The organism is Haladaptatus sp. HS23 (genome assembly GCF_056892285.1).
The window spans coordinates 19,993-46,816 of record NZ_JBXGLH010000015.1 but is presented as its reverse complement, the minus strand read 5'-3'; the positions used below and the strand labels follow the sequence as shown (position 1 = coordinate 46,816).

At 52.5% G+C, this 26,824-nt stretch carries 21 protein-coding genes and 1 pseudogene; 15 read left to right on the top strand and 7 right to left on the bottom strand.

Annotated features, from left to right (window positions below; all coding sequences use genetic code 11):
• Positions 1–195: 195 nt before the first annotated feature.
• The gene (locus tag AC1XDK_RS25985; protein WP_483352923.1) at positions 196–615 is read right to left on the bottom strand and encodes a DUF7994 family protein; all 420 of its coding nucleotides are present in this window, start codon (positions 613–615) and stop codon (positions 196–198) included.
• Between the two features lie 1,291 nt (positions 616–1,906).
• On the opposite strand from AC1XDK_RS25985, the pseudogene AC1XDK_RS25980 reads away from it, so the two are divergent.
• The 3 genes and pseudogenes from AC1XDK_RS25980 to AC1XDK_RS25970 all read left to right on the top strand — a co-directional run.
• Positions 1,907–2,194 (top strand): annotated as a pseudogene (locus AC1XDK_RS25980) (RNA-guided endonuclease InsQ/TnpB family protein); the annotation flags it as partial.
• Positions 2,195–2,436: 242 nt separating this feature from the next.
• Complete coding sequence (locus AC1XDK_RS25975) at positions 2,437–3,417, top strand: LLM class flavin-dependent oxidoreductase (RefSeq protein ID WP_483352922.1); 981 nt, start codon at positions 2,437–2,439, stop codon at positions 3,415–3,417.
• Positions 3,418–4,052: 635 nt separating this feature from the next.
• On the top strand, positions 4,053–4,808 hold the full coding sequence (locus AC1XDK_RS25970) for a DUF7260 family protein (RefSeq protein WP_483352921.1): 756 nt from the start codon (positions 4,053–4,055) through the stop codon (positions 4,806–4,808).
• A gap of 371 nt (positions 4,809–5,179) precedes the next feature.
• Here the strand turns inward: AC1XDK_RS25970 and AC1XDK_RS25965 are convergent, their stop codons facing one another.
• The 3 genes from AC1XDK_RS25965 to AC1XDK_RS25955 form a co-directional block, all read right to left on the bottom strand.
• Complete coding sequence (locus AC1XDK_RS25965; protein ID WP_483352920.1) at positions 5,180–6,985, bottom strand: outer membrane protein assembly factor BamB family protein; 1,806 nt, start codon at positions 6,983–6,985, stop codon at positions 5,180–5,182.
• A gap of 904 nt (positions 6,986–7,889) precedes the next feature.
• Positions 7,890–8,159, bottom strand: coding sequence for a hypothetical protein (locus tag AC1XDK_RS25960; protein ID WP_483352919.1), 270 nt, complete (start codon positions 8,157–8,159; stop codon positions 7,890–7,892).
• 643 nt (positions 8,160–8,802) lie between these two features.
• Positions 8,803–9,594 (bottom strand): helix-turn-helix transcriptional regulator, encoded by a 792-nt coding sequence (locus tag AC1XDK_RS25955; protein ID WP_483352918.1) that lies wholly within the window; start codon positions 9,592–9,594, stop codon positions 8,803–8,805.
• Positions 9,595–9,838: 244 nt separating this feature from the next.
• Between AC1XDK_RS25955 and AC1XDK_RS25950 the strand changes: the two genes are divergently transcribed.
• Both AC1XDK_RS25950 and pdhA read left to right on the top strand, forming a co-directional pair.
• Positions 9,839–10,807: a DMT family transporter gene (locus tag AC1XDK_RS25950; RefSeq protein WP_483352917.1), complete on the top strand. Its 969-nt coding sequence runs from the start codon at positions 9,839–9,841 to the stop codon at positions 10,805–10,807.
• 233 nt (positions 10,808–11,040) lie between these two features.
• Positions 11,041–12,159 (top strand): pyruvate dehydrogenase (acetyl-transferring) E1 component subunit alpha, encoded by a 1,119-nt coding sequence (pdhA, locus tag AC1XDK_RS25945; RefSeq protein WP_483352916.1) that lies wholly within the window; start codon positions 11,041–11,043, stop codon positions 12,157–12,159.
• Positions 12,160–12,332: 173 nt separating this feature from the next.
• Here the strand turns inward: pdhA and AC1XDK_RS25940 are convergent, their stop codons facing one another.
• Positions 12,333–12,971 carry an IS6 family transposase gene (locus tag AC1XDK_RS25940; RefSeq protein ID WP_483352915.1) on the bottom strand — a complete coding sequence of 213 codons (639 nt, stop codon included), beginning with the start codon at positions 12,969–12,971 and terminating at the stop codon, positions 12,333–12,335.
• Positions 12,972–13,148: 177 nt separating this feature from the next.
• Between AC1XDK_RS25940 and AC1XDK_RS25935 the strand changes: the two genes are divergently transcribed.
• Positions 13,149–13,436, top strand: coding sequence for a hypothetical protein (locus tag AC1XDK_RS25935; protein WP_483352951.1), 288 nt, complete (start codon positions 13,149–13,151; stop codon positions 13,434–13,436).
• A 124-nt stretch (positions 13,437–13,560) separates the two neighbouring features.
• The gene (locus tag AC1XDK_RS25930; RefSeq protein WP_483352914.1) at positions 13,561–13,728 is read left to right on the top strand and encodes a rubrerythrin-like domain-containing protein; all 168 of its coding nucleotides are present in this window, start codon (positions 13,561–13,563) and stop codon (positions 13,726–13,728) included.
• A gap of 36 nt (positions 13,729–13,764) precedes the next feature.
• On the opposite strand, the gene AC1XDK_RS25925 is transcribed toward AC1XDK_RS25930, so the two are convergent.
• Positions 13,765–14,664: a polysaccharide deacetylase family protein gene (locus AC1XDK_RS25925; protein WP_483352913.1), complete on the bottom strand. Its 900-nt coding sequence runs from the start codon at positions 14,662–14,664 to the stop codon at positions 13,765–13,767.
• A gap of 180 nt (positions 14,665–14,844) precedes the next feature.
• Here AC1XDK_RS25925 and AC1XDK_RS25920 point away from each other — a divergent pair, with 180 nt between their 5' ends.
• From AC1XDK_RS25920 to AC1XDK_RS25905, 4 genes are all read left to right on the top strand, one after another.
• A complete protein-coding gene (locus tag AC1XDK_RS25920; RefSeq protein WP_483352950.1) occupies positions 14,845–15,333 on the top strand; it encodes an asparaginase in 489 nt (162 codons plus the stop codon).
• A 35-nt stretch (positions 15,334–15,368) separates the two neighbouring features.
• Positions 15,369–15,818: a hypothetical protein gene (locus AC1XDK_RS25915; RefSeq protein ID WP_483352912.1), complete on the top strand. Its 450-nt coding sequence runs from the start codon at positions 15,369–15,371 to the stop codon at positions 15,816–15,818.
• Between the two features lie 226 nt (positions 15,819–16,044).
• Positions 16,045–17,475 carry a sulfatase-like hydrolase/transferase gene (locus AC1XDK_RS25910; protein ID WP_483352911.1) on the top strand — a complete coding sequence of 477 codons (1,431 nt, stop codon included), beginning with the start codon at positions 16,045–16,047 and terminating at the stop codon, positions 17,473–17,475.
• 501 nt (positions 17,476–17,976) lie between these two features.
• Positions 17,977–19,206, top strand: a complete 1,230-nt coding sequence (locus AC1XDK_RS25905; RefSeq protein ID WP_483352910.1) for an RNA-guided endonuclease InsQ/TnpB family protein — start codon at positions 17,977–17,979, stop codon at positions 19,204–19,206.
• Positions 19,207–19,293: 87 nt separating this feature from the next.
• Here the strand turns inward: AC1XDK_RS25905 and AC1XDK_RS25900 are convergent, their stop codons facing one another.
• Complete coding sequence (locus tag AC1XDK_RS25900; RefSeq protein ID WP_483352909.1) at positions 19,294–19,764, bottom strand: ArsR family transcriptional regulator; 471 nt, start codon at positions 19,762–19,764, stop codon at positions 19,294–19,296.
• 115 nt (positions 19,765–19,879) lie between these two features.
• Here AC1XDK_RS25900 and AC1XDK_RS25895 point away from each other — a divergent pair, with 115 nt between their 5' ends.
• The 4 genes from AC1XDK_RS25895 to AC1XDK_RS25880 all read left to right on the top strand — a co-directional run bounded on the left by AC1XDK_RS25895 (position 19,880) and on the right by AC1XDK_RS25880 (position 26,601).
• A complete protein-coding gene (locus AC1XDK_RS25895; protein ID WP_483352908.1) occupies positions 19,880–20,662 on the top strand; it encodes a DUF8170 family protein in 783 nt (260 codons plus the stop codon).
• A gap of 155 nt (positions 20,663–20,817) precedes the next feature.
• A complete protein-coding gene (locus tag AC1XDK_RS25890; RefSeq protein ID WP_483352907.1) occupies positions 20,818–21,309 on the top strand; it encodes a DUF7995 family protein in 492 nt (163 codons plus the stop codon).
• Between the two features lie 973 nt (positions 21,310–22,282).
• Positions 22,283–23,218 carry an ArdC-like ssDNA-binding domain-containing protein gene (locus tag AC1XDK_RS25885; protein WP_483352906.1) on the top strand — a complete coding sequence of 312 codons (936 nt, stop codon included), beginning with the start codon at positions 22,283–22,285 and terminating at the stop codon, positions 23,216–23,218.
• A gap of 2,549 nt (positions 23,219–25,767) precedes the next feature.
• Positions 25,768–26,601: a ZIP family metal transporter gene (locus AC1XDK_RS25880; protein WP_483352905.1), complete on the top strand. Its 834-nt coding sequence runs from the start codon at positions 25,768–25,770 to the stop codon at positions 26,599–26,601.
• Positions 26,602–26,824: the final 223 nt, after the last annotated feature.

The window sequence follows — 26,824 nt, the reverse complement described above, 5'->3', positions numbered from 1 at the left end:
TACCGGGAATTAAATCGGCGGGACAACCCTCGTCGCCGGTCGGAGTGAGACGTGTCAAAAACACATCTATGCCGGTGGCAGGAAGGTACGGGGAAGCCGGGCCACGTCCATGCATGGGGTCGAGGGGCACACTGTCCGTTGCAGTAAAGCCCCGTCATCAACGCACGGAGCGCGTAGGGCGGGGTAGTTCCTGGCCTATTTTCGCGAGAGAATCGGTCCGGACTCGTATGCAATGAGGTTAAAGTACTGATCGCCACGAACCCAGTCGACTCCGATAAACAGAAGTGACGCTACACCGCCGATAGCCGCGACAGCAAAAAGCAGTTGATTGCTATTCTCGTACGGCAACGTGCTGTTCCAGATCGGAAATACGGTCCCTAGTACAAATATTAGACCGAGGAGGAAGTCAGCTGCTCCGATGAATTGATTCCATCTGATGGGCCTGAATTGTCTTCCGGTACCGCCGATTGCGTACAGAACGCCTGCACAGCCTGTGATCAAGAACGTTACTATCGCACTGGATTTAGAAGATATCGGAATGCCGAATGCTGCAAGGATTGTGAGTTGACCAACGATGAGGAAGATTCCGAGTACCAGAAACCAGCGACGTTTCATGTGCTTTCTATTTCTCGGTGTCTTATATCAGTTTACATTATTACCAATCATATAAATTGCGAATAAAATCTACAGTCCACAGAAGAAGCCTTGAGCAATCGCGATGCCCTGACGTTCGTCCTTGATGAGATTAAACATCAGATTGCGATATCCTGGGGCAAATCGGCGTTCTGTTTATGCGATCGGTCATTCGACGAACTAGCGGTACAAACGATTCCGACGAGCGGTGCAAACAGCTGGTATCGTGCTTAAACTGCCTCACCGGAATAACGACAACAACCCGCTTGTTCCGGATTATGGACCGAAAGGGGAATTAGGGTTTCCCCTGCCAAATAGAATCGCCGTTGATCCATCGGACGGTCTCCATCCGTCCGATTAACTATATAAATTCATTGATCGTAAACCTATCGGTATTCTCGTCAATTTTAGTGGGGTTCAGATCAAATTGACGAAAATCCAATCATATCCTCAAGAACAAGAGTGAATTTGTATCAGCATAACCTGAGGTAGAGCCTTTGGATTAAAGGAAAGTGGTGTATCCCGTGAGCGAGCAGGGTAGGGTAGTTGATTGGTCCATCTCGCACTAATTAGAGCCGAATTTCCGTATTGGTGATCATCATGCCCAATGATGAGACTCTGTACGATATACCTCTTCGGCTGTGGTGGTTGTGATCGGAGATCGACTGCAACGTTTCTGGTTTTAATCGTAACATTCAATAATATCAGAATATCTAAGAAGTTTGAACAAGTTCAACTCCTGTCAGAGTTACGAGTGTGGGTGGTGCAGGAATTGTCGGCTGTATCCTGCTCTAAAAGGTGAGATTTTAGCCTTGCATTTTCCAAAGTTTTTGCAAGCAGTGCCTTTATACATATCCTTCTAGTATTGAAACATGTCGAATCGAGCGGCCACATGTCCGCTTCCTTCGACAGCAGTTCCCCTGCATACCAACCATGTAGTTGCGAGGCAGGGGACTGTCTTGCTTCCCATTGTAGTGATGTGGACACTCATTGACGACATTGATTGTGCGTCGAGATCTAAGATCGTCTAATAATAGACATGAGTCGGTGATGACGATAAGAGTGGTTATAGAGTGAACAGGTGCAATACCACGGTTTTTAGGCCGTGGATACGCGCCGTACGCTTGCTTACACACCCACGGTCGATTGCCGGGCGGGATATTCCACGCTGAATCAATAATATTCCCTTTTTACGGTTAATAACTGGTTATGAAGGCAAAATCCAATGTGAACCGTCCGAACATTTGAGGGCACACTCACTAACCAATAACAGGTGAGTGACGACCTCGACCACTTCGGATGGGCCGCCTCCAAACTCTGGAACGTCGGTCGCTACTACGCCCAAGAACGATGGGACACGACGGGCGAGATTCCCGATGACGGGGAGCTCAAAGCCGAACTCAAAGGCCACGAACGCTACACGGACCTTCATTCCCAATCCAGTCAGCGCGTTCACCTCTCGAAAGGTCGCAATCTCAAAGAACACCACTCGGACTTCTTCCTGTGTGAGTACCAGACTCGCCCGGATGTCGACTTGAGCAAGTGGAACATTCGGGAAGTCCCACCCCTCACGGGTGTGCGTAAGCGAGCAAGTAGGGAGGGTAGTTGACGTCCATCGAACTCTCCTCGGAGACTGTTCCGGATACAATGTTACTGCCCGAACAGTATTACTGGTGAATCTGACTATTCAGTACTACTAATCAGACAACGGCCGAGTAACGTAATACCATCACGGATCGAACTGGGACGAGATGATTCCAACTACCCAGCCCAGTTTTTACCCGTCAGCACATGTGAAAAACTATGCCAACCGATCTACTGTTGCCACAGGTGACGACCCTCGACCAGACCGAACTCAGCGTCCGCGCCGAAGCACTCGGTTACGATGGACTCTGGCTCGGCGAACTCTGGGGGACGAGCTCGGTCGTCCAGCTCACTGACATCGCCGCTCACACTGAGACGGTTGATCTCGGGACAGCAATCGTCAACGTTTTCTCGCGAACCCCCGCCGTCTTGGCGATGACGGCAGCCACACTTGATCGGGTCTCCGACGGCAGGTTTCGGCTCGGCGTCGGGACGTCCACAAAGAAGGCCATCGAAGACCTCCATGGCATGAACTGGGATGACCCTAACCCGGTTCGACGGGCGCACGAGACTATTGAACTGACTAAGGAATTTCTCAGTGACGACGGCCGCGTGGATTATGAGGGCGACGTCTTTTCGGTGCAGGACTTTCCATCACTGGACGCCGACGTGCCCATCTACCACGCCGCGCTCGGACAGGCAAATCGGCGCGTTGTCGCACGGCTTTGTGATGGCTGGATTCCTCACAACGTGCCATTTCCAGACCTCGAGGATGCCTTCGCGTACATCGCTGACCACGCGGCGGCGGTTGGACGCGATGATGCCATTGACGTCGCACCGTACATCCCTGCCGCCGTCAGCGACGATATCGAGGCGGCCAAGGATGCCATCCGCGGCCATGTCGCCTACTACGTCGGTAACGGTCGGGGTTACGAGCAATCGGTTGCACAGCGATTTCCGGACGACGCGGCCGCCGTCGCCGAGGCGTGGCGTGAGGGCGACCGTGAAACGGCCGTAGGGAACGTCACTAACGATATGGTCAAGGCGCTTGGTGTCGCGGGGACGCCGGAACAGGCCCGTGAGCAGTTTCGGACAATCACCGATATTGACTGCATCACTCGGCCGATGGTGACAATCCCGAGCAACGCCGACGAGGAAATGACTGAGCGAACAATCGAAGCGTTGGCACCGTCAAGCTAGTAAACTACCCCGCTCTACTCGCTCCCTTCCGTCTTGCGGCGGTCGGTCACTCCTTGAGGACGGGGCTTTACCGCAACGACATTGTGCCCCGCGACCTCATGCATGGACGCGGCCCGGCTTCCTCTTACCGTCCTTGCCTTCGGCGTGGGTGCATTGTTTGATGCTTTTCACTCCGACCGAAGGCCGGGATTGTCCCGCCGATTTAATTCCCGGTGTTCTCACGCTCAAACCCAATTGGGTAGGGAATTGAACCCGTTCGCGGTCGTCGTTCCCGAGTGTAGGATGCGATACGCTCGCACCACAGGTGCCAGTTTACTGGTGGCACCTACTGTCCTGGACTTGTGCCACGGCAGTAGTGGATTATTGTACGAGTTCGGCGGTAATAAGCCTTCTCGAACGGGTTTCCTCACCTCCCTACTCACTCCGTTCGTTGAGGAAGGAGACTCCACCCTACCGCGTGCTGAGGACCGTACCGGATGACGAAGAGGGCGGGGAATCGGTTTAACCAGAGCTAATTGATTCGCCCCTCGATATGACGTGAGTGATGGTGCAAGCTGTTTGTACCCTTCAATTCGTTGTTTGGTTATGGCCAATAAAGTATAGTACCCCCCTCACCATCGTGCTAATAAGTAACAATGGAACAGGATAGAAAACCGTTAATCGACCACACATCACTGCCACGCGCAGAGCAACTCACCAGCAAGGAAGAAGTCCAGATCCAAGCTGAAAGCGACGCCTTCGAGGACTTTCTCGACCGACTTGACGAAATCCCACCTCATCCCTATCGAGCAGATGGCGGTTCATTGCATGGACCAGTCACATCGCGATCGCGCACCACACACACGTTCCCGAATGCGGTTCAGGAAGCCTACTGTGAAACCGTCCTTTCAGTTGATCACTGGGAAGACGAATACGGAGAGAAAACCGCCCTGGAGAGCATCAAAAATGAATTCGGACCCGAGGTGGCAACAGGCTTAGCAGGTGGGTCAGCAACGTGGTCACAACCATTGTGGAATCGAATCAAGAGTGCCGCTGAGGAAGCTATCGACATTCGCCAGCAATCATACTCGCTGATGACAGCAGAAGGTCAGCAACTCGAAGAACTCCACAGTTCGCTTGTTGACGTTGGTGATGAGCTCGCTGCAATCGAACGAGGAAAATTTGCGTTTGACGAGTGCAATGATCGATTAACGTCGATTCAGCAGCAACTCGATGAGTTGACATACGATCAGCAATCGTATTTGCGTCAGCGAAATAGATCGAATGAAGAACTGTTTACAGCGTATGTCTATGCTGACCTCGACACCGATCATCCAGGGCTCACTGCCCTCGCGACAGCTCGCCAGCTGCTGGAACGCATCGAACTTCGCCATTGGGCAGGTCTGAGCTGAGGGAAAGCCGGGATTGATATCCTCCTTGCGCTGAAACCCGAAGATTCCCTGAAGTTGGATAGTACGCTTCGTGGAATCCTCGCCCTTTGGGGTGGGGAAGATGTCACCAACCTGTTCTCGTGGGGCGAACCGACCCTCACGACGGTCGAACAAGTGAACCACTGGCTGTCCAACCAGCCGGTATTCCAATTTCCTCACTCGAGGATTCGAAGGACAGATAAAATTCGAAAATGGATTCGGTTGATCGAAGAGATTTCCTGAATAATCGACAACGGAGAACGCAATCCAATGGTAGTGGGCTTCGTGTTCGAGCCGAATCTCCACTTGTTTAATGGACTCTGATACAAACTTGGACAGCGACGTTTAATGAGCTATTGTTCACAATCTATTCGGTTACGCAGTAAATACAACCCTGTTCCCACGAATCCTACGAGTGCAGTCCTAATGCCGAACCCCGGTTGGCCATCATCAACCGTTGTTTCTGATGTGGCAGTGCTTCTATTCGGTGGGGTTCCCGCTGTAGTTGCGGATTTGGTCGGTGATAGCTCGGTTGTCGATTGCGTAGTGGTCGTTATCTGCGTCGATGTAGAAGTCTCGGTAGTAGTTGTTTTCGTCGCCTCTCGTTCCGTGCGAGTCGAAGTTGTCGCTGGCTCTGTAGTCGTCGTTGACTTTTCCATGTCGGGCGTCGGAACGGTTCGAGTTTTCTCCCTCCCGGCAAACTTCCGAGTACAGTCAGGTGGATGTTCACTGCCGGTGTACGCCAGAAGATATGCATCTTCGCCCTGGCCAACGTCGTCGGTGGCTTGATACACCGCCCCGTCCCCAATTGCGGGAGGATACACACTTAGCAGACCTGATGGTGCGATATTCCACTGCTCCTCTCCAGTTGTCTTGTCAAGTGCGTAGAGACCACCGTTTATATCCTCGGACGGTGACTCGGGGCACGTTCGATAGCGAGCTGCGGCATACACTGTGTTTGCGTCCACTACCGGCACACCGGCTAACTCTGCTGGCGTTTCGAATCGCCACTGTTCTTCACCAGTGGTTCGATCAAGGGCGAAGACGGTTCCGACAGCGTCAAGGGTCTCATCTCTGTGGCGATACCAGTTGAAGTGTTCATCCCCGCGTGTGAATACGTATAGGCGTGAGTCGTCTACGGCCGGGGAACTCACCTCGACGGTCCCTTCTCGGACGGACAGCCTTCTTGTCCATTGGACGAATCCGTCAGTCGTTGAGAGCGCGCTGATTTCCGGTGGCCCGCCTTCCTCCCTTTCTTTCGGACCAACAACATAGATCAACTCCTCATCGACAGCTCTTGGTGATCCACTGATCGCATCTGGGATACTTGCTTGCCACTGGATTGTCCCATATTCTGTATCATAGGCTATGATTTTATCAGCGCGAGCGTGAGTACCACCTTCAACGGTGTATGTATAGAGTGTCTCCTCAACAGCGCCGATGACATGCACGTTATCCAATGTTTTCCATCGTGTCTCCCCTGCTGAAGCGCCGAGTGCGATGAGGTACCCTTTGTGAGTGATAAAGACTGTATCGTCTGCGACGGTGAAGGTGCTTGCACGAAGATCGTCGCGTCTCCACGCTTCGTTGCCCGTTTTCGCATCGAGTGCGAATACCCCTCCAACGACACTGTCTCCTGTATACTCTTCTACATCCCCTGCAATTAAGTATACAAGACCGTTTTCAACGGCTGGAGCGTCGGATACATTTCCATACTCTACAGGATTCCCATGTCGATCAGTCTTATTCGCCGGGCCGTTTTTTGTCCATACTCGGTCGCCAGTCTCTGTATCGTATGCCTTAACGGCACCCGACAATCGCCTGTCATCAGTTCGCACGCCGGTGTAAATCAACCCGTCTTTCACGGTGGGTGTACTACCCATAAACCCCACATAGTCAGAAGTCCAAGCAACGTCAACCTCGCTGGTAGCTATCCCCTTTGATTGGGTTGCATGCGTATGTCCGCTTGTACCCCACGGACGGGGCCATTCGTCGACTGTTGAGGACGAGGGCGATATCGCAGTGGCTGTGGAGTTTCCGAGGAGCACAGCTGTAGCCGCTCCAAGCGTTTTCACGAAGGCTCTTCGGTTCATTACCTCCTCCTGTCTCTTGAATAGGCGAATAAGATTTGTGTAAGCCTTTTCTTTGTACTGAACCATCGGACCCAACCGAGCTACTAACTCCCACAGGGAACGTTGAGTAGCGATTAGCGTCATCTCGTACTAAGGTAGAGAGGGATTCAGTGTGTTCGTATTAGATTATTCAACAGAAGGCACCCCATAACAATACCAGACGCGGTCATTGAATGGAGTGCAAGCGTCGTAGGAAGCCTTCCGAGTCGCCATGTCTCCTACACGCTTGAGCACAGATAACCAACGCCGTGTCGCACGTCTTACTCACGCCGACATGGTCGTGCCCACGATCCCGGCACGATCATTTTGCAATTCCCGAAGCAGATTCCAGGTGAGAACGGGTTGCTTGTTGGTAGAAGCACCATCGACACCATGTCGGTGGCGGCCCCTTCGTGGCCCCGGTGGTTCGATTCCACCCCCGTTCGTGGCGATGCTCTATTTTATGGTTCCTTTCTGTACTACGAGAAAGTAGATCCCATTCCCGTCGAACACCTGACGGATGCCGAACTTACAACGATGTGATCGTTTGGTGATCGTTATATTTCGCTCCCCTCAATTCTTTTTCTGGTAACGTATGAATCGAAGATTCCCCTCCTATTTCTCGATTTTTTCGAGTAGCGATTCGTTCCGCTTGGTCAGCCGATAACCCACGCAGAACGACTTCGATATTCTCTTGTTTTGTGGCCACCACCACTGCATATGGTTCTGACTCTCGGTGCGTATTCGTCTCTGTAGACCGTTGCTGGTGCACTGCTGTCACGGGTGTTGCTAGCTGTTACCGTGGTAGACTGCCACTACCAAATAGAGCTTTTATTGTGAGGGGTTAAAAAGGTTATATAGTAAATCAACACATATTGAAAAATTTCAACAATGCCCGTGGCGACTATGTGGATTTTCCCGGTAACGGAACCAATGAAGACCACGTCTGTGGTTAGCTTCCTGAGGCACCACGTTCGACAACGACGTTCTTCGTCTTTTTTGCATCGATGCCAAACAGGAATCCCGAGAGAAATAACAACTCATTCCCTACGTAGTACTGGTGGATGACGTGATTGACCAATGATTGAATGGGTGCAGGTGCGACACCGCCAATGAGGACTAAAACGAGTGCAATAATCGCTGCTAATCCTGCGAACCATTGCGTTACTGTCCCTGAGAGAAATCCCACGATGAATATCCCAATTGCAGTGATGAGGCTCATCGCCAAGTAGATTCGTTGTATGCGTGTATCAAGCTAGTGGTGTTTTATCTCCGACGTCGGATCCTCTGACTCTCGAATTTGAACTCCCACCGAAGTGGACGTGAAATCCCAGTGGATAGACGACGGCAGTTCACTCCATTCTAAGTGGCTTAGCTTGAGCGCGATCGGATGGCGTCGTTCACTCACCTTAAAAAGAAATCAGCAGACCTGAATCGTCACGACGTGATAATCCGATGTAGGTTTTTGTTGGCCTCCCACATTTGATTTTCTGACACTGCATGGACAGAGGATTCTCCATCCATCTCACGATTTTTGTGAGCTGCGATTTGCTCTGCTTGAGTAGCTGATACCCCATGCAAAACGATGTCTATCCCCTCCTGTTTCGTGGCAATCACCACCGCGTATGGTCGTGTGTCGTGGTGCGTACTCGTGCCGTCGCACCGCTTTTTATGTGATGGTGTCATATGTGTCGCTTAGTCTCTCCCACGGTAGTCTCTCTACTACCAACGAACCTCTACATCTCGAATAGCCAAAAAACCCCACATAGAATCCAATTTGTACATGAACGCTCCCGCTCGGCCGCATTCTCTTGGCATAGTCTTGCACACAAATGATGACTGAAATAGACTGGTCGACCTTATCGTTAGTCGAGATCAGCGTGTTTGAATGGGTCGGCCGTGCGCCAGTAGTGGTCAAAGGTGTCACGAGCCCACGAGCGAACAGCGTCGTCGTCGGTGTCGAGTGACGCCTGAAGGACGCCGTTATCATCACGGAGCATTACATGGACGACATCGTCCACCGTGGTGACCGCGATCGGGATGTCTTCCGTTCGGACACGGAGGGCCGCATCCTCTGCGTCGAGGAGGTCCACGAGGTAGCCAGTTAGCGTCGCGTCGTCGGCGAGTGCTTCGACTGCGTCCTCGGAGAAGACACCGCGGAAGGTTTGCTCGCCCGCAGTAACACGCTCGTGGACGGCCGCTAAGCTCTGGTGATTAAAGGCATGCGAGAAGACGGTGACATCCGAGCCGATCTCGATGAGGTCGACAACTCGGCTCACGGGTGCATCCGGTCGCGTCTGACTCGGCGTGACAATCGTTGCGTCTGCGAGGTGGCGAAGGTCGAAGTCCATCGCGTGTGTCGGCAAGTATTCGACGATTCCTCGAAGCTCCCGTTCCGTCTCTATGATCTGGAGGAGGTCCGATATGCCGCTCGCAACGAGGTGGCCAGTGCCTGTTGCGACGTACTCCGCACCGAGTTGGCGTACCCACGACCGCTCTTTGAAGTCGGTAAGGATGCGGCCGAGTGTCGCCTGCGATGCGTCCGTCTCGGCGGCAAGGTCGTTGCGCGTCTGGCGATCTTCGGCGAGGAGACGAAGGACGTCGACGCGGTTCGGCGAGCGTACGAGGAACTCGACTTCCTCCAGCGTGGATTCCATGTCCTCATGTCTGCCCCCTCCCAGTAATTGCTTTCCCACCGTGAAACAATTGCACCCCCTGTCCGGATACCACCGCCGCGCACCATTTCCCCCACATGAAATATTTTCTAAAAGAAACTATCCCCGTGGGCAATCTACCACCGAGTAGGATGAACTCAACACCTCACACAGACACTGTGCCACGGGATGAAGACGGTCCAAGCCGACAAGTCGCTACCCCGATCGCCTCAAAGGTGGTTCGCTAGTGGTCTCGAGACGTACCGCTGTGGCTTTCCTCGCCGCCAGCCTCTTCTTCGGCGGGACGTTCGTTAGCGCGAAGTACGGTCTCCAGTACTTCCCGCCACTTCTGTTTGTCTCTCTTCGCTTCGACATCGGTGCAGTCTCGCTCGCTGCGTACGTTCTCGCTACCCGCTCGATCGACGACCTTGTGCCACGCACACGTAGTGACGTCGCTGCCATTCTCGCCGCCGGCGTGTCATCAATCGCACTCACGAACGCCTTCCTCTTTGTCGGCCAGCAGTACGCCACGAGCGCCATCGGCGCCGTCATCTTCAGCCTCAACCCCATCCTCACGCCGGTCTTCGCTGCGTTCCTCCTCAACGAGGAGCGCCTCTCCCGGCGTACTGCTGTCGGCATGACCCTTGGCCTCCTTGGTGTCGGTCTCGTCGTCCACCCCACGCCTGCAACCCTCCTCCATGGTGGCGTCGGCAAACTCCTTCTTCTCGGCGGCGCCGCTAGCTGCGGGCTCGGCAGCGTTCTCATCCGGCGCGCCGACGCCAATCTCGACAGCACCGCCCGTACCGCCTGGGCACTCCCCCTGGGCGCGCTCCTCAGCCACAGTCTCGCCTATGGTGTGGGCGAACGCCTCGCCGCCGTCACGTGGACTCTCGCTGGCAACATCGCTCTCGTCTACGTTGGCGTTTTCGCTGGTGCTGGCGCCTTTATCGCCTACTTCGCACTCCTCGACGACACCGGCCCTATCCGCGCCAACCTCGTCTACTACGTCATCCCCCTCGTTGCTACCGTCGGCGGTTCCGTCCTCCTTGGCGAACATGTCTCTGTCTATACGGTCGCTGGCTTTCTCGTCGTCTTTGCTGGCTTCGCCGTTATCGGCAGCGAAGAACTTGACCTCCGCCAGCACCTCCCTCTTTTCAATATCGAATGGGGCATCACTGACGAAGGAACGACTCGCCCCGATTCTAACGCCGAGTGAACACTCACACGATTTGGTAGGATTGGGTCATTTGTATCCGTATATTCGAGCCGATACACTGCCTGTTTCTACAGAGAAAACAAGGCTAGTGCCTCGGGGCTTGACCCCGAGGCGGTTCACCGAAGACAGCGCGAATATTGGCTACTTTGTTTGTGCTCGGAACTACACGATCAACTCCGTCGGTGTCGACCCCACGTTTCTTGTGACCGGTCGAGCAACGTATTCGATAGTGAATGAGACTCACAACCGAACTACTATCACGCGATCCAAGTGATCGGATACAAGTATTGGACGCTGACGGCCACGTTGTCACACCAGAGTTCGTACCCGACCTCGATGATGAGACATTCGTCGCAATGTACCGCGATATGCTGTTCTGTCGTCGGTTCGACGAACGCATCATCAGTTTACAGCGCCAGGGTCGTCTTGGAACCTACTCATCATTAGCCGGCCAAGAAGGTGCACAAATCGGCTCGACGTATGCACTGGCCGACGATGATGTCATCTCTTACCAATACCGTGAACACGGCGCTGTTGTCGCACGAGGATTCCCATGGGAGTATCTACTGTACTGGGCAGGTGATGAACACGGGAACGCAGCACTCGCAGAGAAGAACATTCTGCCACTCAACATCACTATCGGCGATCATCTCCCGCACGTAGTCGGGATGGCATGGGCGGCAAAATTACAAAATGATAACCACGTGACGGTTGTTCACTTTGGCGACGGTGCTACATCGGAAGGAGATTTCCACGAGGCGCTCAATTTTGCAGGTGTGTTTGACGTTCCGGCGATATTCATTTGCAACAATAATCAATGGGCTATCTCAGTCCCCACTGAGCGCCAGACTGCTAGTGCGACCTTCGCACAGAAGGCTCATGCCTATGGTTTTGAAGGCATACAGGTCGACGGCATGGACCCGCTTGCGATGTATGTCGTAACGGATGCTGCTCGCGAGAAGGCAACCCAACCGACAGACGGTCGCCCACGGCCGACTTTGATCGAAGCAGTTCAATACCGATTCGGCGCACACACGACTGCCGATGACCCTTCGGTGTATCGTGACCAAGCAGACGTCGAACGCTGGCGCCAGCGTGATCCACTGAGTCGGTTCGAAACGTTCCTCTGCAACACAGATCGCCTCGATGACGACGAGATCAGCCGTATCGATTCTGAAATCGACGATACGCTTGCGAATCTGATCGAACCAGTGGAAGGACACGATGCCAATCCAGATGAGATGTTCGATTATACGTTCGCTGAACCAACCGATCGATTGCGGGATCAACGTGAGTATTTACGTTCACTTCGCCAGACGTATGGCGATGACGCGTTGCTACAAGACGAATGAGATCCACCTGAGTCTAAAGATATCATCGTCGCAGCGAGTACATCAAAAAGGGAAGCATCGAATCTGATCGGCAGTCGAGGACTCTCTCGTAACTGTTCGTACTAGCGATACCATCGCCGCCGAGGTACTGTCTAGTTTGGCTCCTCTTCGACAGGTGTTCGGTTGTCGAGCGATTAGTGGGGTCTCTGATGGTTATAGTAATGTACAAACTGTTCAAGCCACCGCTGGACGCTGGGGCGACTGCCCACCCACGACGTATGGAAGCGGTCGATGCGCTGTTTGAGCGTGTGAAACCATTTTTCGATGAGGTTTCGTTCGGTATAGTCAAGGTGACCGCTCAATCCGATTCGAAAGATGGCAGTCCGATAGCCGTAGCCATCAACGAGAAACACCGCGTCTGAAAGATCGTGTTTCTTGGTCAACTGGTCGAGAAACGCAGCCGCTTGATCGGTCCCATGCCGATCGAACACTTTGACATCGAGCAGCAGTTTTGTTTCAGTGTCTATTGCAGCGTACACCCAAGACCACTCGCCGTTGATTTTGACAGCGGTTTCGTCCACTGCGACCCGCGTCGGCGATGCCGACAGCGGGTCGGACACGGTGTCAGATACCCGATGAACCCTTTGAAAGATCGCTTGATGCGACCGTTTTACGCCGAGAAGCGCAAGAATTGCTTTTGTTTCCCTGAGTGAACAACCGGTCGCGTGGAGACGGGCGGCGAACGCCCTGACGGGCGTTGCCGTCCGCTCACGCTCCCAACATTCAAGCGTAGCCGTGTCTAAACTCTTTTTGAGCAGGTTTGAGAGTAGCATGAACAACTAGCTCTTCGACCTGCTCGTCCTTATCTAGACAGTGCCGCCGTCGACGAATTACTCAGTGTCTGATACCAGGATGTGGAGATCTCGATCTGAACCGCTATAATGGGGTTCCTGAGTGACACACAGATGGTAAGAAGGATTATTGTGCTGTGCCACATGAACCCAGATATGCTGACCGATGGGGTTCTAGAAGAAGTTGATATGCTCGGCCGCCATCTGGATGTCCTTCTGATAATTGATAGCAATGAACCGATTGGGATAGTGAAACTGTCAAATGAATTTGGGTATGCCCATCATGAAATACGCTATTCGCTTCGATTACTCGAAGAGGCGAATCTGATCGACCCTACACAACAGGGGGCAATCACGACTGATGAGACGACATCGTTCCTTGAGACCATCGATGAGCAGATCGATGATATCAAAACCAAACTCCCTGCAATGAATGCTGGTGAGTGACGAGAGCAGTTTTCCATCAGTAGTCCATCTTGCACTGAATAGAGCCGAGTTACTCTGCTAGAGACTAACATAGCCAATAAATATTATAGATGGCTCCTCGAACTCTCAATCCGAGGGAAAGAAAATGTCCATCTTCGACTCGATCATCAAGCGGTACCGTTCGCCGAAATCGGAGGAGCCACTCTATGAGTGTATAGTATGCGGTGAAACAGCCTCTGCGGCGACATCACATATTATCTGTCCTGAATGCGGGGGAAAACTCGAACGAATCGAGCTCGTACAGCAACGATAGTAACCGCGGTCGAATATGAATTGACGAGGTTGCAGTCTAGACGTAGTCTCCCCGACTCTCATACACAGATGGATCATTCTTGAACTTCCGTGCAATCTCCTCAAGGGTCTTGAATTCAGCCTTTTCGTGGCCTTTGATGTACTGGATGAACTCTTCGAGATGGGAGATCATGTGCGGAAGCCCATGAAGGTCAGGATGGATTGTCAATGTGTAAACGCCAGCACCACGTCGGTTATATAGGAAGTCAAACTGCTGTTTGTAATATTGTTCATACATCATCGCGGGGTTCTTATATCCCGCATGGTAGAGTGGCTGTTTAACGAACAACATTGGTGGGATATCGTCCCGATACCAGCTGATTGGGATTTCAACGACATCCGTCTCATCGCCGTACTGATAGGGTTCCATCCACGTTTCCGGAGCCTGGTCGTATTGAATCTTCTCCCAGGAATCGCCTTTTCGCATCCATGTCGGCTCAAACTGAGTCTCCATGAGACTGCTATCATAGAGGAAGCCGTGTTTTTCAACGAGGTCAGGGGTATTTTCGCTGTATTCCCACCAGCTAGCACGGTGGCCTACGGGTTCCTCACCGGTTACGTCCTCAACGAGGTCAATGGAGGTCTCGATGATCTCATCTTCCTGTTCGCGGGCGAGATCGGTGGGATTCTCGTGTGAATAGCCGTGAATACCGATCTCATGTCCGCCTGCCGCTATGGCTTCTACTTCATCACGGAATGTTTCAATCGTGTGTCCAGGGACATACCACGACGTCTCGATATTCTCGTCCTCGAATAATTGAACCAGTCGAGGAATGCCCTCTTTGCCTGCCGAGATCCCGCGAGAGAGATCGGCAGGAGAGTCCTCGCCACCATACGAGCCAAGCCAGCCTGCGACACAATCAGCATCAACGCCAATTGCCACATCGATATCACTCATGGTTGTAAATGCGAACTAGAACGCGAAGGTGCTTAGACGTATGCCAAACCGTGGGTGTTGCTTGTACCCATAATCTCGTATAATAGTACTCTATTAGTATACAATTTTAACAGTGTATGAGACAGCTATAATCGGCGCGTAGAAAACAGACTCTTACAAGAGTAAGTCGACAAACAAAGTATACGACCTCATATTACGATACTCGGAACTGGTGGTACTATCGCCAGTACAGACAGTGCGACCGGAGCTGGACCCAGTAAGCGGAGTGAAGAGCTCGTCGAGGCTGTCCCACAACTCGACGACTATGCTGATCTCGACGTCCGCGAAGTTTCCCAACGACCGAGTTTTGACATGGATTTCTCCACACTCGAGACGCTTCGACAAACGGTAGAGCACGTCGTTGCCAATGGCGCAGATGGGATCGTCGTTACACATGGAACCGACACAATGGAAGAATCGGCATATTATCTTGATCTCACCCTTGGCATCGATGTACCGGTTATCTTCACTGGCGCACAACGACGCCCTGATGAAGTAAGTTCGGACGGCCCGGCAAACTTGCTGACGGCAGTCAGAGTACTGAGCGAAAATCAGATTCGAAAGTCGAACGGCGTCTATATCGTGTTTGACGAGGAATTGCACGCGGCTCGCGACATACACGCAAGCTAAACACCTTCAAATCCCCTGGAAAAGGACCAATTGCAGTGATCACTCGTGACGAGGTTCGAATTTATCGAGAGCCCAGGAGCTACTCGGTTGATCTCGACGGCGACCCTTCGAACACTGACGTTCGAATGATCAAATCTGGTGTTGGAATCGATGCCAGTCAGATCGATAAAGCACTCGACAAAGGTGTAGATGGGTTGGTGCTCGAAGGCACTGGATTAGGGAATACGACTAAAGCACTTGGTAACGCGGTAAAGCAAGCCCTCTCTGCTGATATTCCCGTCGTTGTAACCTCTCGGTGTTATGCCGGGGCGACAGCTCCGGTGTATGGAACCGGAGGCGGTGGTCAAACCCTGGTTGATCACGGTGCACTACTTGGTGACGATCTTCCTGCTCACAAAGCGCGGATCAAGCTCTTGCTAGCGCTTAGTGTGGTTGATGATCCATCCGAGCTAGAATCCGTGTTCACCAGTGATCGTTCTCAGTGACACTGTCCTATCGTTTGTAATGAGAGTTTCCTTGCAAAGAAATTCGGTCGCTGTCGTCGGTTTCGCACCCACTCCCGCCGTTTTTGCTCTGGAATACTAGGAAGCCCGCCGTTTACGGCGGAGAGGATGTCACACAACACAGTATCGGTCACAGTCTTCGTTCAGATTTACTGATTTAAAACAATGGCCAATAATTATTTGCTATAGTTTTGTATCTACAGAACCGATGTCCTCCAAGAAAAGGGATCCAAGCGACCCGAAACCACGGAACGTACTCCTCGTTTGTCTCGATACGGTACGTGCGGATGTCTTTGGTGAGCATGCGAATCATCTCCACCAAATGGTTGATGTCTCCTTTACGCAATGCCGTGCAGTGAGTTCCTGGACAATTCCAAGTCACGCGAGCATGTTTACCGGCGAATTGCCGTCAGTACACGGCGTTCACACTCATAACAGACGGTTCGACACCATCGAGCGAGCGGACACGTTTCTCGCTGATCTCGATGGTTATACCACGTTTGGAGTGAGTTCAAACACGTGGGCGGCCCCTGCGTACGGCTTCGATACCTGGTTCGATTCATTTGACGTCATCAGTCCGCGACACCGATATCCGGAAGCGACGAGTCTAACGGAGGTCGGTCGAGGGAAAGAAGGGCCAGACAAGTATTTCGGATACCTGCGAGCAGCGTTAGAAGACGACTATCCGTTTTTGAGCTTCAAGAATACCACGTATGGATATCTCAACGATCTCATGCAGGACGGTCCACTACCGAAGCTGGTCGATGACGGTTCGGCAGGAGTACTCCGTACCGTGCAACAACACATAAACGAAGTTGACTCGCCCTACTTTGGCTTCTGCAATCTGATGGAGGCACACACCCCGCTTCAGCGGTGCGTGCAGTACGATGCCGATCTCGCAAACGTTCCTTCCTCGTGGACGTCGAAGCAGTTCGACTTCTGGGATTTGATTGACGAGACCGACGAACATACCGAGTACTGGCACAACCGAGAGAGGGTGTATGCTGCGAGCATCGACTACCTCGATCGCATTCTCGCGAAGTTCGTTCACGACGTTCTCGATTCGACAGACCGGGAAACAACCATCATCGTCACCGCAGACCACGGTGAAAACCACGGAAGTGAAGCCGACGAATATCTCTCGAATCACAAAAGTAGCCTTTCGGAGAGCTTGATTCACGTTCCACTATTGCTCATCAACCCACCGGCGGGCTACGACACAGAAGAAAATGAGTATGTGTCCCACCTCGACCTCGGGGATCTCATCGTTGGATTGGCTTGCGGGGAAACTCCCGACGTGTTTCGAGACCGATTACCAGCAGAATTAGTGGGCATGAGCGCGGGGCCTGAGCCGTCATCCGATTACGAGTACTGGGATCGCATGATTCGCTGTGTGTATGATGGAACGACGAAAACGGTGTGGGATTCGCTCGGTAACTGGTCGGAATACGAAGTCCAGCCCAATCGCCCATCGTGGCAATCGAAGGGTGAGTCAGGAGAGAGGACACCTGATATCGAAGCCGAATTCTTCGAGATTCCGATCGAGGAGGCAAAAGCGATGGCGAAACACGATGAGAGCGAGGAGATAGTGCTAGACCCCGCGAGCGAACGACGACTCCAAGAACTTGGGTATCTGTAAACGTCTTTACGGTGCCCAGTTACAGCACACATCTTTGAGGTGGTACTTACAACCAGAAATCGCGTTATAGTGCGACTGGTATGTATTATCACTCAAACAGACATCAAGTCAGTTCCATTTCCTCATCGTCTTATATCCGACTAGACATTTTGCTCGATTAGCTGATTGCAGGCGCTAAGCGCCTTTCCTCAGGGAGCGCCGAATGGCGCGAGTAGGGAGGGGATACAGCGTTCACAAGAGCAAAGCTCTTGTGTGCGAACGAGACCCTTCGCGTCTCGTCAACGCCGTCATCATCTGTTCGTACACTGTTCTATTGCAGGCCCACAGGCCCACGCAGCCGGTATGTTTAAGCTAGGACAAATGCATATCGTATATACGGTGAAGCGTACCACAATCACGATTCGAGAGGACCAACTCGAATGGGTGCAAGAGCACCATCTTAACCTCTCGTCGTTCATCCGCGAGAAATTGGATGAGCATATCGAGGAGAACAAGTAGCGGATGTACTACGCCTACAAATATCGTCTCAAACCGTCCGGCGCCCACCGAGAGGAGTTGGACCGACACCGAGATATCTGTAGGCAAGTCTACAACCACGCGCGTTACCGCTTCAACCAAATCCCCGAGGACGTAGGTACTCTCAACCAGCGCGTTCGGTCCATCCGTGATGAAATCCCCACCCTCAAAGACTGGTGGAATGGACTCTCGGACGTGTACTCGACAGTTCTGCAAACTGCTGTTATGCGGATTGAGGACAACATCAAGTCGCTCGAGGCACTCAAGGAGAACGGATACGACGTCGGTCAGCTCAAGTGGAAGCCGCCACGAGAGTTCCGCAGTTTCACGTACAGTCAATCTGGCTTCAAGCTCGACAACAAGGGCGGTCAGACAGTACTGTCACTTTCGAAACTCGCAGAGATCCCGATACGACTCCACCGCGCTATTCCTGACGACGCCCAAATCAAGCAGGTTACGCTCAAGAAGGTACCGACAGGCGAGTGGTTCGCCACCTTCGGTATCGAAGTAGACCGCAAACCTCCCGAGAAATCCGATGAACTCACCGACGTGGTGGGTATCGACGTAGGGATTCTCACGTACGCTCACGACACCGATGGGACGGCGGTCGAATCACTTGACCTTTCCGAGGAACGTAGCAGGTTGGAACGCGAGCAACGAAAGCTCTCGCGGAAGCAACACGGCTCGAACAACTACGAGAAGCAACGACGGAGAGTCGCGGAGTGTCACGCCGACCTGAAACAGAAGCGTCGTGACTTCTTACACAAGCTCTCGAACTACTACGCGAAAGAGTACGACCTTGTAGCAGTCGAAGACCTGAACGTCAAGGGCATGCTCGAATCACCGTCAAACAGTCGAAACACGGCGTCATCGGCATGGCGGACGTTCCTCTCGTTGCTTGAATACAAGTGCGAACACGAAGGCACGCACTACGTTCCAGTGAACCCACGAGGGACGACCAAAGAGTGTGCATCCTGTGGCGTTTCGACGGACAAACCGTTGTGGGTCCGTGAACACTCCTGTCCCGCCTGTGGGTTCGAGGCGGACAGGGACGCGAATGCGGCGTGGAATATCCTTGCTCGCGGTATCACCACAGTAGGAGTGGGATGCTCCGAAGGAACGCCTGTGGAGACTGCGCTCCCTACGGACACGGTTGTGTCTGCAAAGCGCGTCGTGGAAGCAGGAAGCCCCGTCCTCAACGCGCGAAGCGCGTAGGGCGGGGTAGTTCACGTGTGCTGAACCAATTTTCAGTACAGGTTCTGGAACGCTATCGAAGGCTAGATTCAGACCCTAACGATGGAATCAGAGTGCGTCAGATACCTTAGGTTCGTCAAATTCGAGGGCTTCCGTGACGGTCTCCGGAAGGGCTGGTCGCGGTGCGCTCTCATGACGCGTTACCCGCTCTGATTTTTGCGTCTCCTCGTACACAGCACGTGCAACCGGAACACCCCGAAGGAAATTGTGTTCATAGAGGATCTCAACGCCACGTTCAGTCGGCCCCCAGAACTTCGAGGGAAGATTCCGCGTCGGCACATTCGGTTCGTGAACGTAAACGTCAAGGATGCCTGCTTCTCGTAACGTCTCGAGTTGGTCGAGGATTGCAGCCTCGTTCTTTGGAATCATATAGTCGAGCTCAGCCAGTGACATGAGGTGAGCTGGATGGCCAAGGATCAGTTGAATGATGAGGTGACGAGTCTCCTGTGAGAGCAACTCACGCACTCTTCGTTGCTCTGCAAAAGGATCCTCGAATCCTTCGGGGGCCGTATCGCTCATACTTCACAGTAGTGTTCTCGGGCGCTTAATGGTTTGGGTCAAATAAGTCACTAGAATCGCGATACAATTGACTCAATTAGAAACGTCTTTTACTCAGTTAATCGCATGTAGATGTATGAGCGCTCCATCCGTTCCGCCGAATGCTGGGAAGATTATGGCAGCTGTGCAGCGAGCGTTACGAGGATTGGATGTTAGATCTACGGAAGCGGTCCAAATCCTCTCATGGGCAAATAATGAGACACCCGCGATCTACGATCGGGATCAGACCGCATATCTCGTACTCGGAAGTTATCGTGACCCGTACCTCCGACGAGTACGGGCGGTCAGTGACCGATTGAACCGCCGATATGGAACCTATGCATTTCTCATTGGCGATCTCACGGACATCGACATTCCACGACTCCCCGAATTTCGCGTGAAATTCCATATCACGGCAACGCTTAGTGACTACGTTGCAGCCGTGTTCGAACAGGACGCGGGCGGCGAAGTCAACGAGCTCGGTAAAGTCAGTGAAACCGAGTACTTTGAGAAAGCGTACGCGTTCCCTCGGGCCTACCACTGGGAAACTAAAGCGCATCTCATGGATGAACGCGCTGTACTCGCTGCGGCTGCACAACTCATGGCTGCCACGGACATCAACGAGGAGGCGAAAACTGCAGAACTCGAGGCGCTCGTCGAACGCGCCAAACAAGCTGATGTCGACACCACTGTTGATGCTCTTGTTAATAAACTCGAAGAGCAAGAGATCGAGGTTCCTTCGTACAGCTGGGTGCATCTGAATGATTTCCGTCTCTTCGAACTACACAGCCGCTGTTACCCCTGGACAACCGAGGATAAGTTACTCGACGCGACAGACGAACTTCCGGGGGTACCAAGACCAGGATGGGAGCAACAGTAGGCAATCGCAATCTTCCAAGGTGATAGCGCGAATCCAGTGCGAGTCTGCGCTTCTCGCAGAGTGATTTTATTGGCGCCGGCGATGGGTGCCGGCGCACAAATGAAGTGTTGTGTGATAGAGTTGTGTCGAACCAATGCGTCGGCGAGGTGACCAATATGCACCAGGTAATTTACGCACTTGTAGAAGCATCGACTGAAGACACCGCACTTGCATGCGGAAAAGCGGCGTTCGATCGGCTTGTCGGCGCCGACCCTGACAATGCCGCTGTTTTTGATTACTACGTGACGTTCGATGAGGAGAAGTCGACCGTCGGAGGGAAGGCTCGGTGGGGCGAACTTCCGGTCGCCGCACCAGTCGATTCCAACGAGGGAACAGAACTCTTAGAACGGGGCTGGGAGGCAACCAAACAGGAGTTCGAACGAAATCTCCAACGCGTAAGAATGGCGGTCGCGGAGTTCAGCGATGACGAACTCATGCACGACAAAGATCTTGCCCGCCACGCCTGCTATAATCTGGGCGCGTATCGTGGCCCATCGCTGTACCTGTACACCGAATTCGGCGATGCAATTCGCAATCGTGACCATCTTGAGCATGTACTTGATGCCGACAAGCAGGTTTGGATCATCCCAGCGGACGTCCACTACTAGGAAAACAGTCGCTAACGAATTCTCTCTCGTAATAATCAACTAACATGAACCGCTGTCACAAACAGAGTTGGGTGCTTCCAAGACAGTCTCATCCACAGAATGGGTGCTGAGTAGAGTTTCTTGTGCAAGCATATCTGCATATTCCAGTTCGTGACCGGGTGAATAGCGTATCTCGGCCATATTGTGGACTATCTTTCTTCGGCGAGAGAATCCCGCCGTTGATAGCGGGCGTGAATCGCCGCACAGTAGATTCACGTCGTCTGTGGGCGTACTGGATGCTAACCGACGTAAAACAAGATACCTTCGAGTCAGCAGGGCAGAACCACGCACCCACTGTCGGATAGGAGCGTAGGCCTGTGGGCCGAGCGTCGAACGTGTTTGAGAACTGTGCGGCGCTGTATCCCCCTCCCTACTCACTCGCGTCCCTCGTTCGTTGAGGAAGGGGCCTTAGCGCCTCAATTCAGGTAAAATACTTTTTGAGCTACTATCCGAACGGCGATCGGGAATTCTCGCCTTTCACGGTGGGGGAGACAATCAAGAAATGTCGAATGACACTACCTCAGTTGATCCACAGAGAGGACATAGATGTTCCGTAGATTCAAGCGTCGTTCCACAGTGGCGACACTCATGAATGACGCTTTTACCTTCAGAGAACCACCGCCGTACAATGACAGGGAACGGCATATTAACTACTCCTTCTGACGTACTATATTAAAAAGCCTGGCCACTTTTCAATTAATTATTAAATTGATGCGATACTTGATCAGCACTGAAACCCATGCCTCTGGTACTTTTCAGTTGACTTAGAGCATTGGCGTTTCAATTCCACACTCACAGTCAAAATTGATCCCAAAAGCCAGAAGAGATCTCTCCCGCAAAGGACTGGTAGGACCTAATCAAGGACACCACCAGTGTTTTTTCAGCCCCCAAGGGGTGCGGGGCGCTCGATTAAAGCGTCCGTATTCGATAAGCAATGACTCAGAGTACCACCTCTGTGGTGTCGTTTGAGGATTATGACACCCGGCGTGACGAGATGCACAGCACGATTGAACAATGGATCGATGAGCTCACTACCTTGACTAACAAGGCAAAAGCGAGTAAGCAATTCCAAAACTGGTTGACTGTCCAGTCGATATTCCACGAATACTCCCATCGGAACACGCTCTTGATCACGCTCCAGTGTTCGAACGCGACAAAGGTGGCAGGCTACAACACCTGGCGGACTGAGTTCGATCGCCACGTTCGGGAAGGCGAACAGGGGATTTGGATTTGGGCGCCGATCATCACGAAACAATGTCCCGACTGCGAGAACTCGCCCAGTTACCACGAGCAATACGAGTGTGAATATGACGAGACACCACCTGAGGCGTGGTCGAAAGGACTGGTCGGATTCAGATCCACTGCTGTCTTCGATATTTCTCAGACAGAGGGTGAACCACTTCCCGAATTGGAGACCGAAGCAACTGGAGATACCGAAAATCTCGTTTCTACCCTTCAAGATGTAGCCGATGATCTCGGTGTGAAGGTTCGTATCGTTGACGCTCACAACTGGGACCATGGAGCCGCGAAGGGCGTTTGCAAACAGCGGGGCCTGTATGACCTCAAGCCAATCGTAGAGGCGAAAGCTCGGGTAAATCAGGCGGATCTCGCTGTGACGCTGATCCACGAATTCGCGCATGCAATGTTGCACTTCGATGTTAACGAAGAGTGTGAACGATCGAAACGTGAGGTCGAGGCGGAAGCCGTGGCGTACATTGTCGGTCGATATATGGGATTGGACACGAGCGCGTCAACGTTTTATCTCGCAGCGTGGCAAGACGATGATACGGATGCAATTCACGATCGGCTCGGACGAATTCGCATGACGGCAGCGAACATTATCGAAGCAGTCGAATTCAGAAACGAGTAGGGTTGGAGTCGTCGGATTCAAGAGCTGAATGGGGTTTGCCGCTGAGGCCATCCTCGCTATTTAGGTCGGTAGTCTGTCAGCCGAAGCTTTCCTTCAACTTCGTAGATGTGGCCTTGCATGTAGAGACGTTCGATGATAGCTTCGGCAGCACGCTGTTCAAGCTCCTGGCGGTCCTTGAGAATCGTGTACGCTTGCTCGTTCGTGAGCTTTCTTGCATTCGGCAGTGCGTTCGCTCGTCATTCGGGGCGGGTGGATGCAAAGCACGTCGTAGAAGCAGGAAGCCCTGCGGCTTGAGCACGAGGTGCGTTCACGAGGATCTTTCCCAGATTGAACGCCATGCTCAAGATAGTGGGTGTCGATTCGTCTGAGGGGGTGATGAATGTCACTCGCCATCGGGCACTTTGCCCTTGGGGTTGCAGGGATGATCACGTTCCTTCTTGTTAGCGGCCTTTACCGGAGGCTTCGCCATCCCGGCGTCGTCGCGATATTTGGTGGTCTTTGGTCGCTCGTGCCGGATGCACACCAATTTCTACCAGTCAGAGAATGGCTTCACGAAAGTGTGTATACTAACCTGTTCTGGTTCCATCGATTACTGGATCGTCTCGACCCGACGGATAGTGTTACAGTAAGTGTGGGCTTTCTACTTTTGATGATAGCGTCGCTTCTCGTTTTCCTCACTATTGACCGTTGATAAGCAACAGCACCTCGTCTTTATTTTAACCTACAATATTGTTATATATTTGTTGGGTAAATACCTGCGTCCCTCCCATCTCATCTGACACGAAACGTCTTGGAGAGGCTCGCTATTGTGGGTTAACTGATGCGAGATATTCTGACTTAATGCGGTCGTCCTTTCTCCATTGGGAGTAGCGAGACTGATCATCAAGAGTCTTCATCACGATCGATATTTTCGAAATTTCCCAATTTTGTAATAATTGTGCTCCAATCCACGACATCCTCCGGAACCCTCCTTGTGCATGCTTTATCGGTGGCTCATCGGTCGTCGCTTGTGCAATGTAACCGGTGTTGCCAGCGGCTGTTCGGTCAGCTTTCGCTTGCGCGGCTCGTTTGACACGTAGTTCTTTTGCCTAGTTCACAACGGCTTCTACCGTCTGCCTGATTTGTTTTTGCAATTCTTCGACGATGTATTTCGGCAGTAGATCTGCGGACCGAGGCTTTATTGGTATGCTCGTCAATAGGTTTACCTTAACCAACAATGTCGGCGTGATATTCATCCACCTGTTGGTTATATATTAAATAGCCGCTTCTGCTACCATCGAGATTTTGATCCCCTGTCTCTAAACTCACTCTGTAGAAGCGACTGCTTCGATACCGACTCACCTCGTAATGAGCCTAGGAGACGTCAAACGTCACTGTTTCTGTCGACCCACAGGTCGGACACCGTTGGGTTGCGGTCATGAGCGTCGTTCCGCACTGTCGACACTCATAAATGATATTCTCATCTTCAGACAACCACCGCCGAACCCTGGCGGAGAGTGGCATAGTATCTGCCCTTTCAAATTCAACGTATTAAGAATTGGCAGCTTTATTGGACCCCCATATAACTGAACGTCTCTGTCGCCTACCACGACAGTAGACATATACTTAAATTATCTAACATAGATTTAGCCAATCGAGTATCGAATCAAAGACTGTTTTGGTGTATTCATGATCGATAATTTAACAGAAGGTACCGCATAACAATACCGGATGCGGTCATTGGATGGATTGCGGGCGTTGTAGGTAGCCTCCCGAGTCGCCTAATTCCTACGCGCTCGAACACGATCAATCAACGCTGTGTCCAACGTCATACTCACGCCGACATGGTCGTGCCTGAACTGTGGGCACGACCATGCTCTCCCGAGCAAGCTCCAGATGAGAACGGGTTGCTTGTTGGTAGAAGCACCATCGACACTACGTCGATGGCGGCCATTCTGTGGCCCCGGTGGTTCGATTCCACCCCCGTTCGTCTCTTCTCTACACAACTCACGATGTAAGTATACGATGCAGGTTCATGTGAGCCTCCAGTATCTGTCTCTCAGGCAGTGCATGGACTTCGATGTCCCCGTCCGTCTCTCGATTTTCCGAGTCGCGGTTTGTTCCGTCTGGTCAGCCGATAACCCATACAGAACGATAGCTATGCCCTCTTGTTTCGTGGCGACCACCACCGTGTATGGTTCTTTCGTGTGATGCGTGCTCGTGTCGTCACTCGGCTTTTTTATGAGCTGCTGTCATCAGTGTCGATTAGTGCCTCCCACGGTAGTCTCCCCACTACTACCTGGCACATACGTCGCGAACGGTGAAAAATCTCAACGTGGCATCTCGAACACGTACATTATATGATGGTCTATGAACCGTAACTAACGAGCGGATGTTGCGGATAGACCACCAAATGTCCGTTCAGGAGGACAGATATACACAAGGCTCCAATCGCTGTCGATCAGCTCATTGAATCGGTGGGTTTTCTACTATCATCTGAGTAGGGTATAGAAATGGTTTTTGAGGAGAGACAGAATGACGACTATGTTCAACGATATTGATGTGGAATCATGATCTCTGTAGTTGAGCTATTCGTCCAAGTCGTCGGCGATAATCCAGTACTTCAGGGACTCGTCGGAGGAATCGTTATCGCGCTAATGAACCTGTTCGGCGCATCGCTCGTACTCGTCTGGCGGGATCCCTCAGAGCGCGCCCTGGATGGCGCGCTCGGATTCGCAGCAGGTGTGATGCTTGCTGCGGCCTTCACGAGTCTCATCATTCCCGGCATCGAGCAGTATTCCGGTGGGAATCCGGTTCCTACACTCGTCGGCGTCGTACTCGGTGTCACCTTCCTTGACCGGGCGGACGGACTCGTTCCACATGCACATTATTTGCTGACCGGACGTACGCGAGCGGATGAGGCTCACCCGAGTACGTCCCTCCCGCTCGATAACGAGCGGTTGACTCCTGTCATTTTGTTCATATTGGCGATCACGCTCCACAATATGCCAGAGGGATTGGCCGTGGGTGTCGGCTTTGGTTCTGGTAACGTCGAGAACGCGATACCCCTCATGCTCGCAATTGGTATTCAAAATATTCCGGAAGGGCTCGCAGTCTCGGTGGCTGCGATCAATGCGGGCCTAGATGAACGTTTCTACGCGGCCTTCGCCGGGATTCGCTCGGGAATCGTAGAAATCCCACTTGCGGTACTGGGTGCATTGGCAGTGAGTATGGTTGAAACATTACTCCCGTATGCGATGGGTTTCGCCGCGGGGGCGATGCTCTTTGTCATCTCTGACGAGATTATCCCCGAGACCCACACCCGCGGGTACGAGCGAATTGCTACGCTCGGGGTCATGGCTGGCGTGGTCGTAATGTTATACCTCGATGTCAGTTTGGGGTGATGCCCTCTCCGATCATTCTGTTAGTGCAATCGATGTCGATAACTATCGACTTTCCTGTGCTGTCGATCTCCCAATACTCCACCGGGACATTGTAGCTGTTGGTTTGAACGGAAGCCTTGATTTCGAGTATTGCCTTGATGTCTCTTCCTGGAATGCTATCCGTTCGAACGACGAGTCAAAGGAGAACGTTTAGTTACCGCTCCTGGGAAACGTACCGGCATGC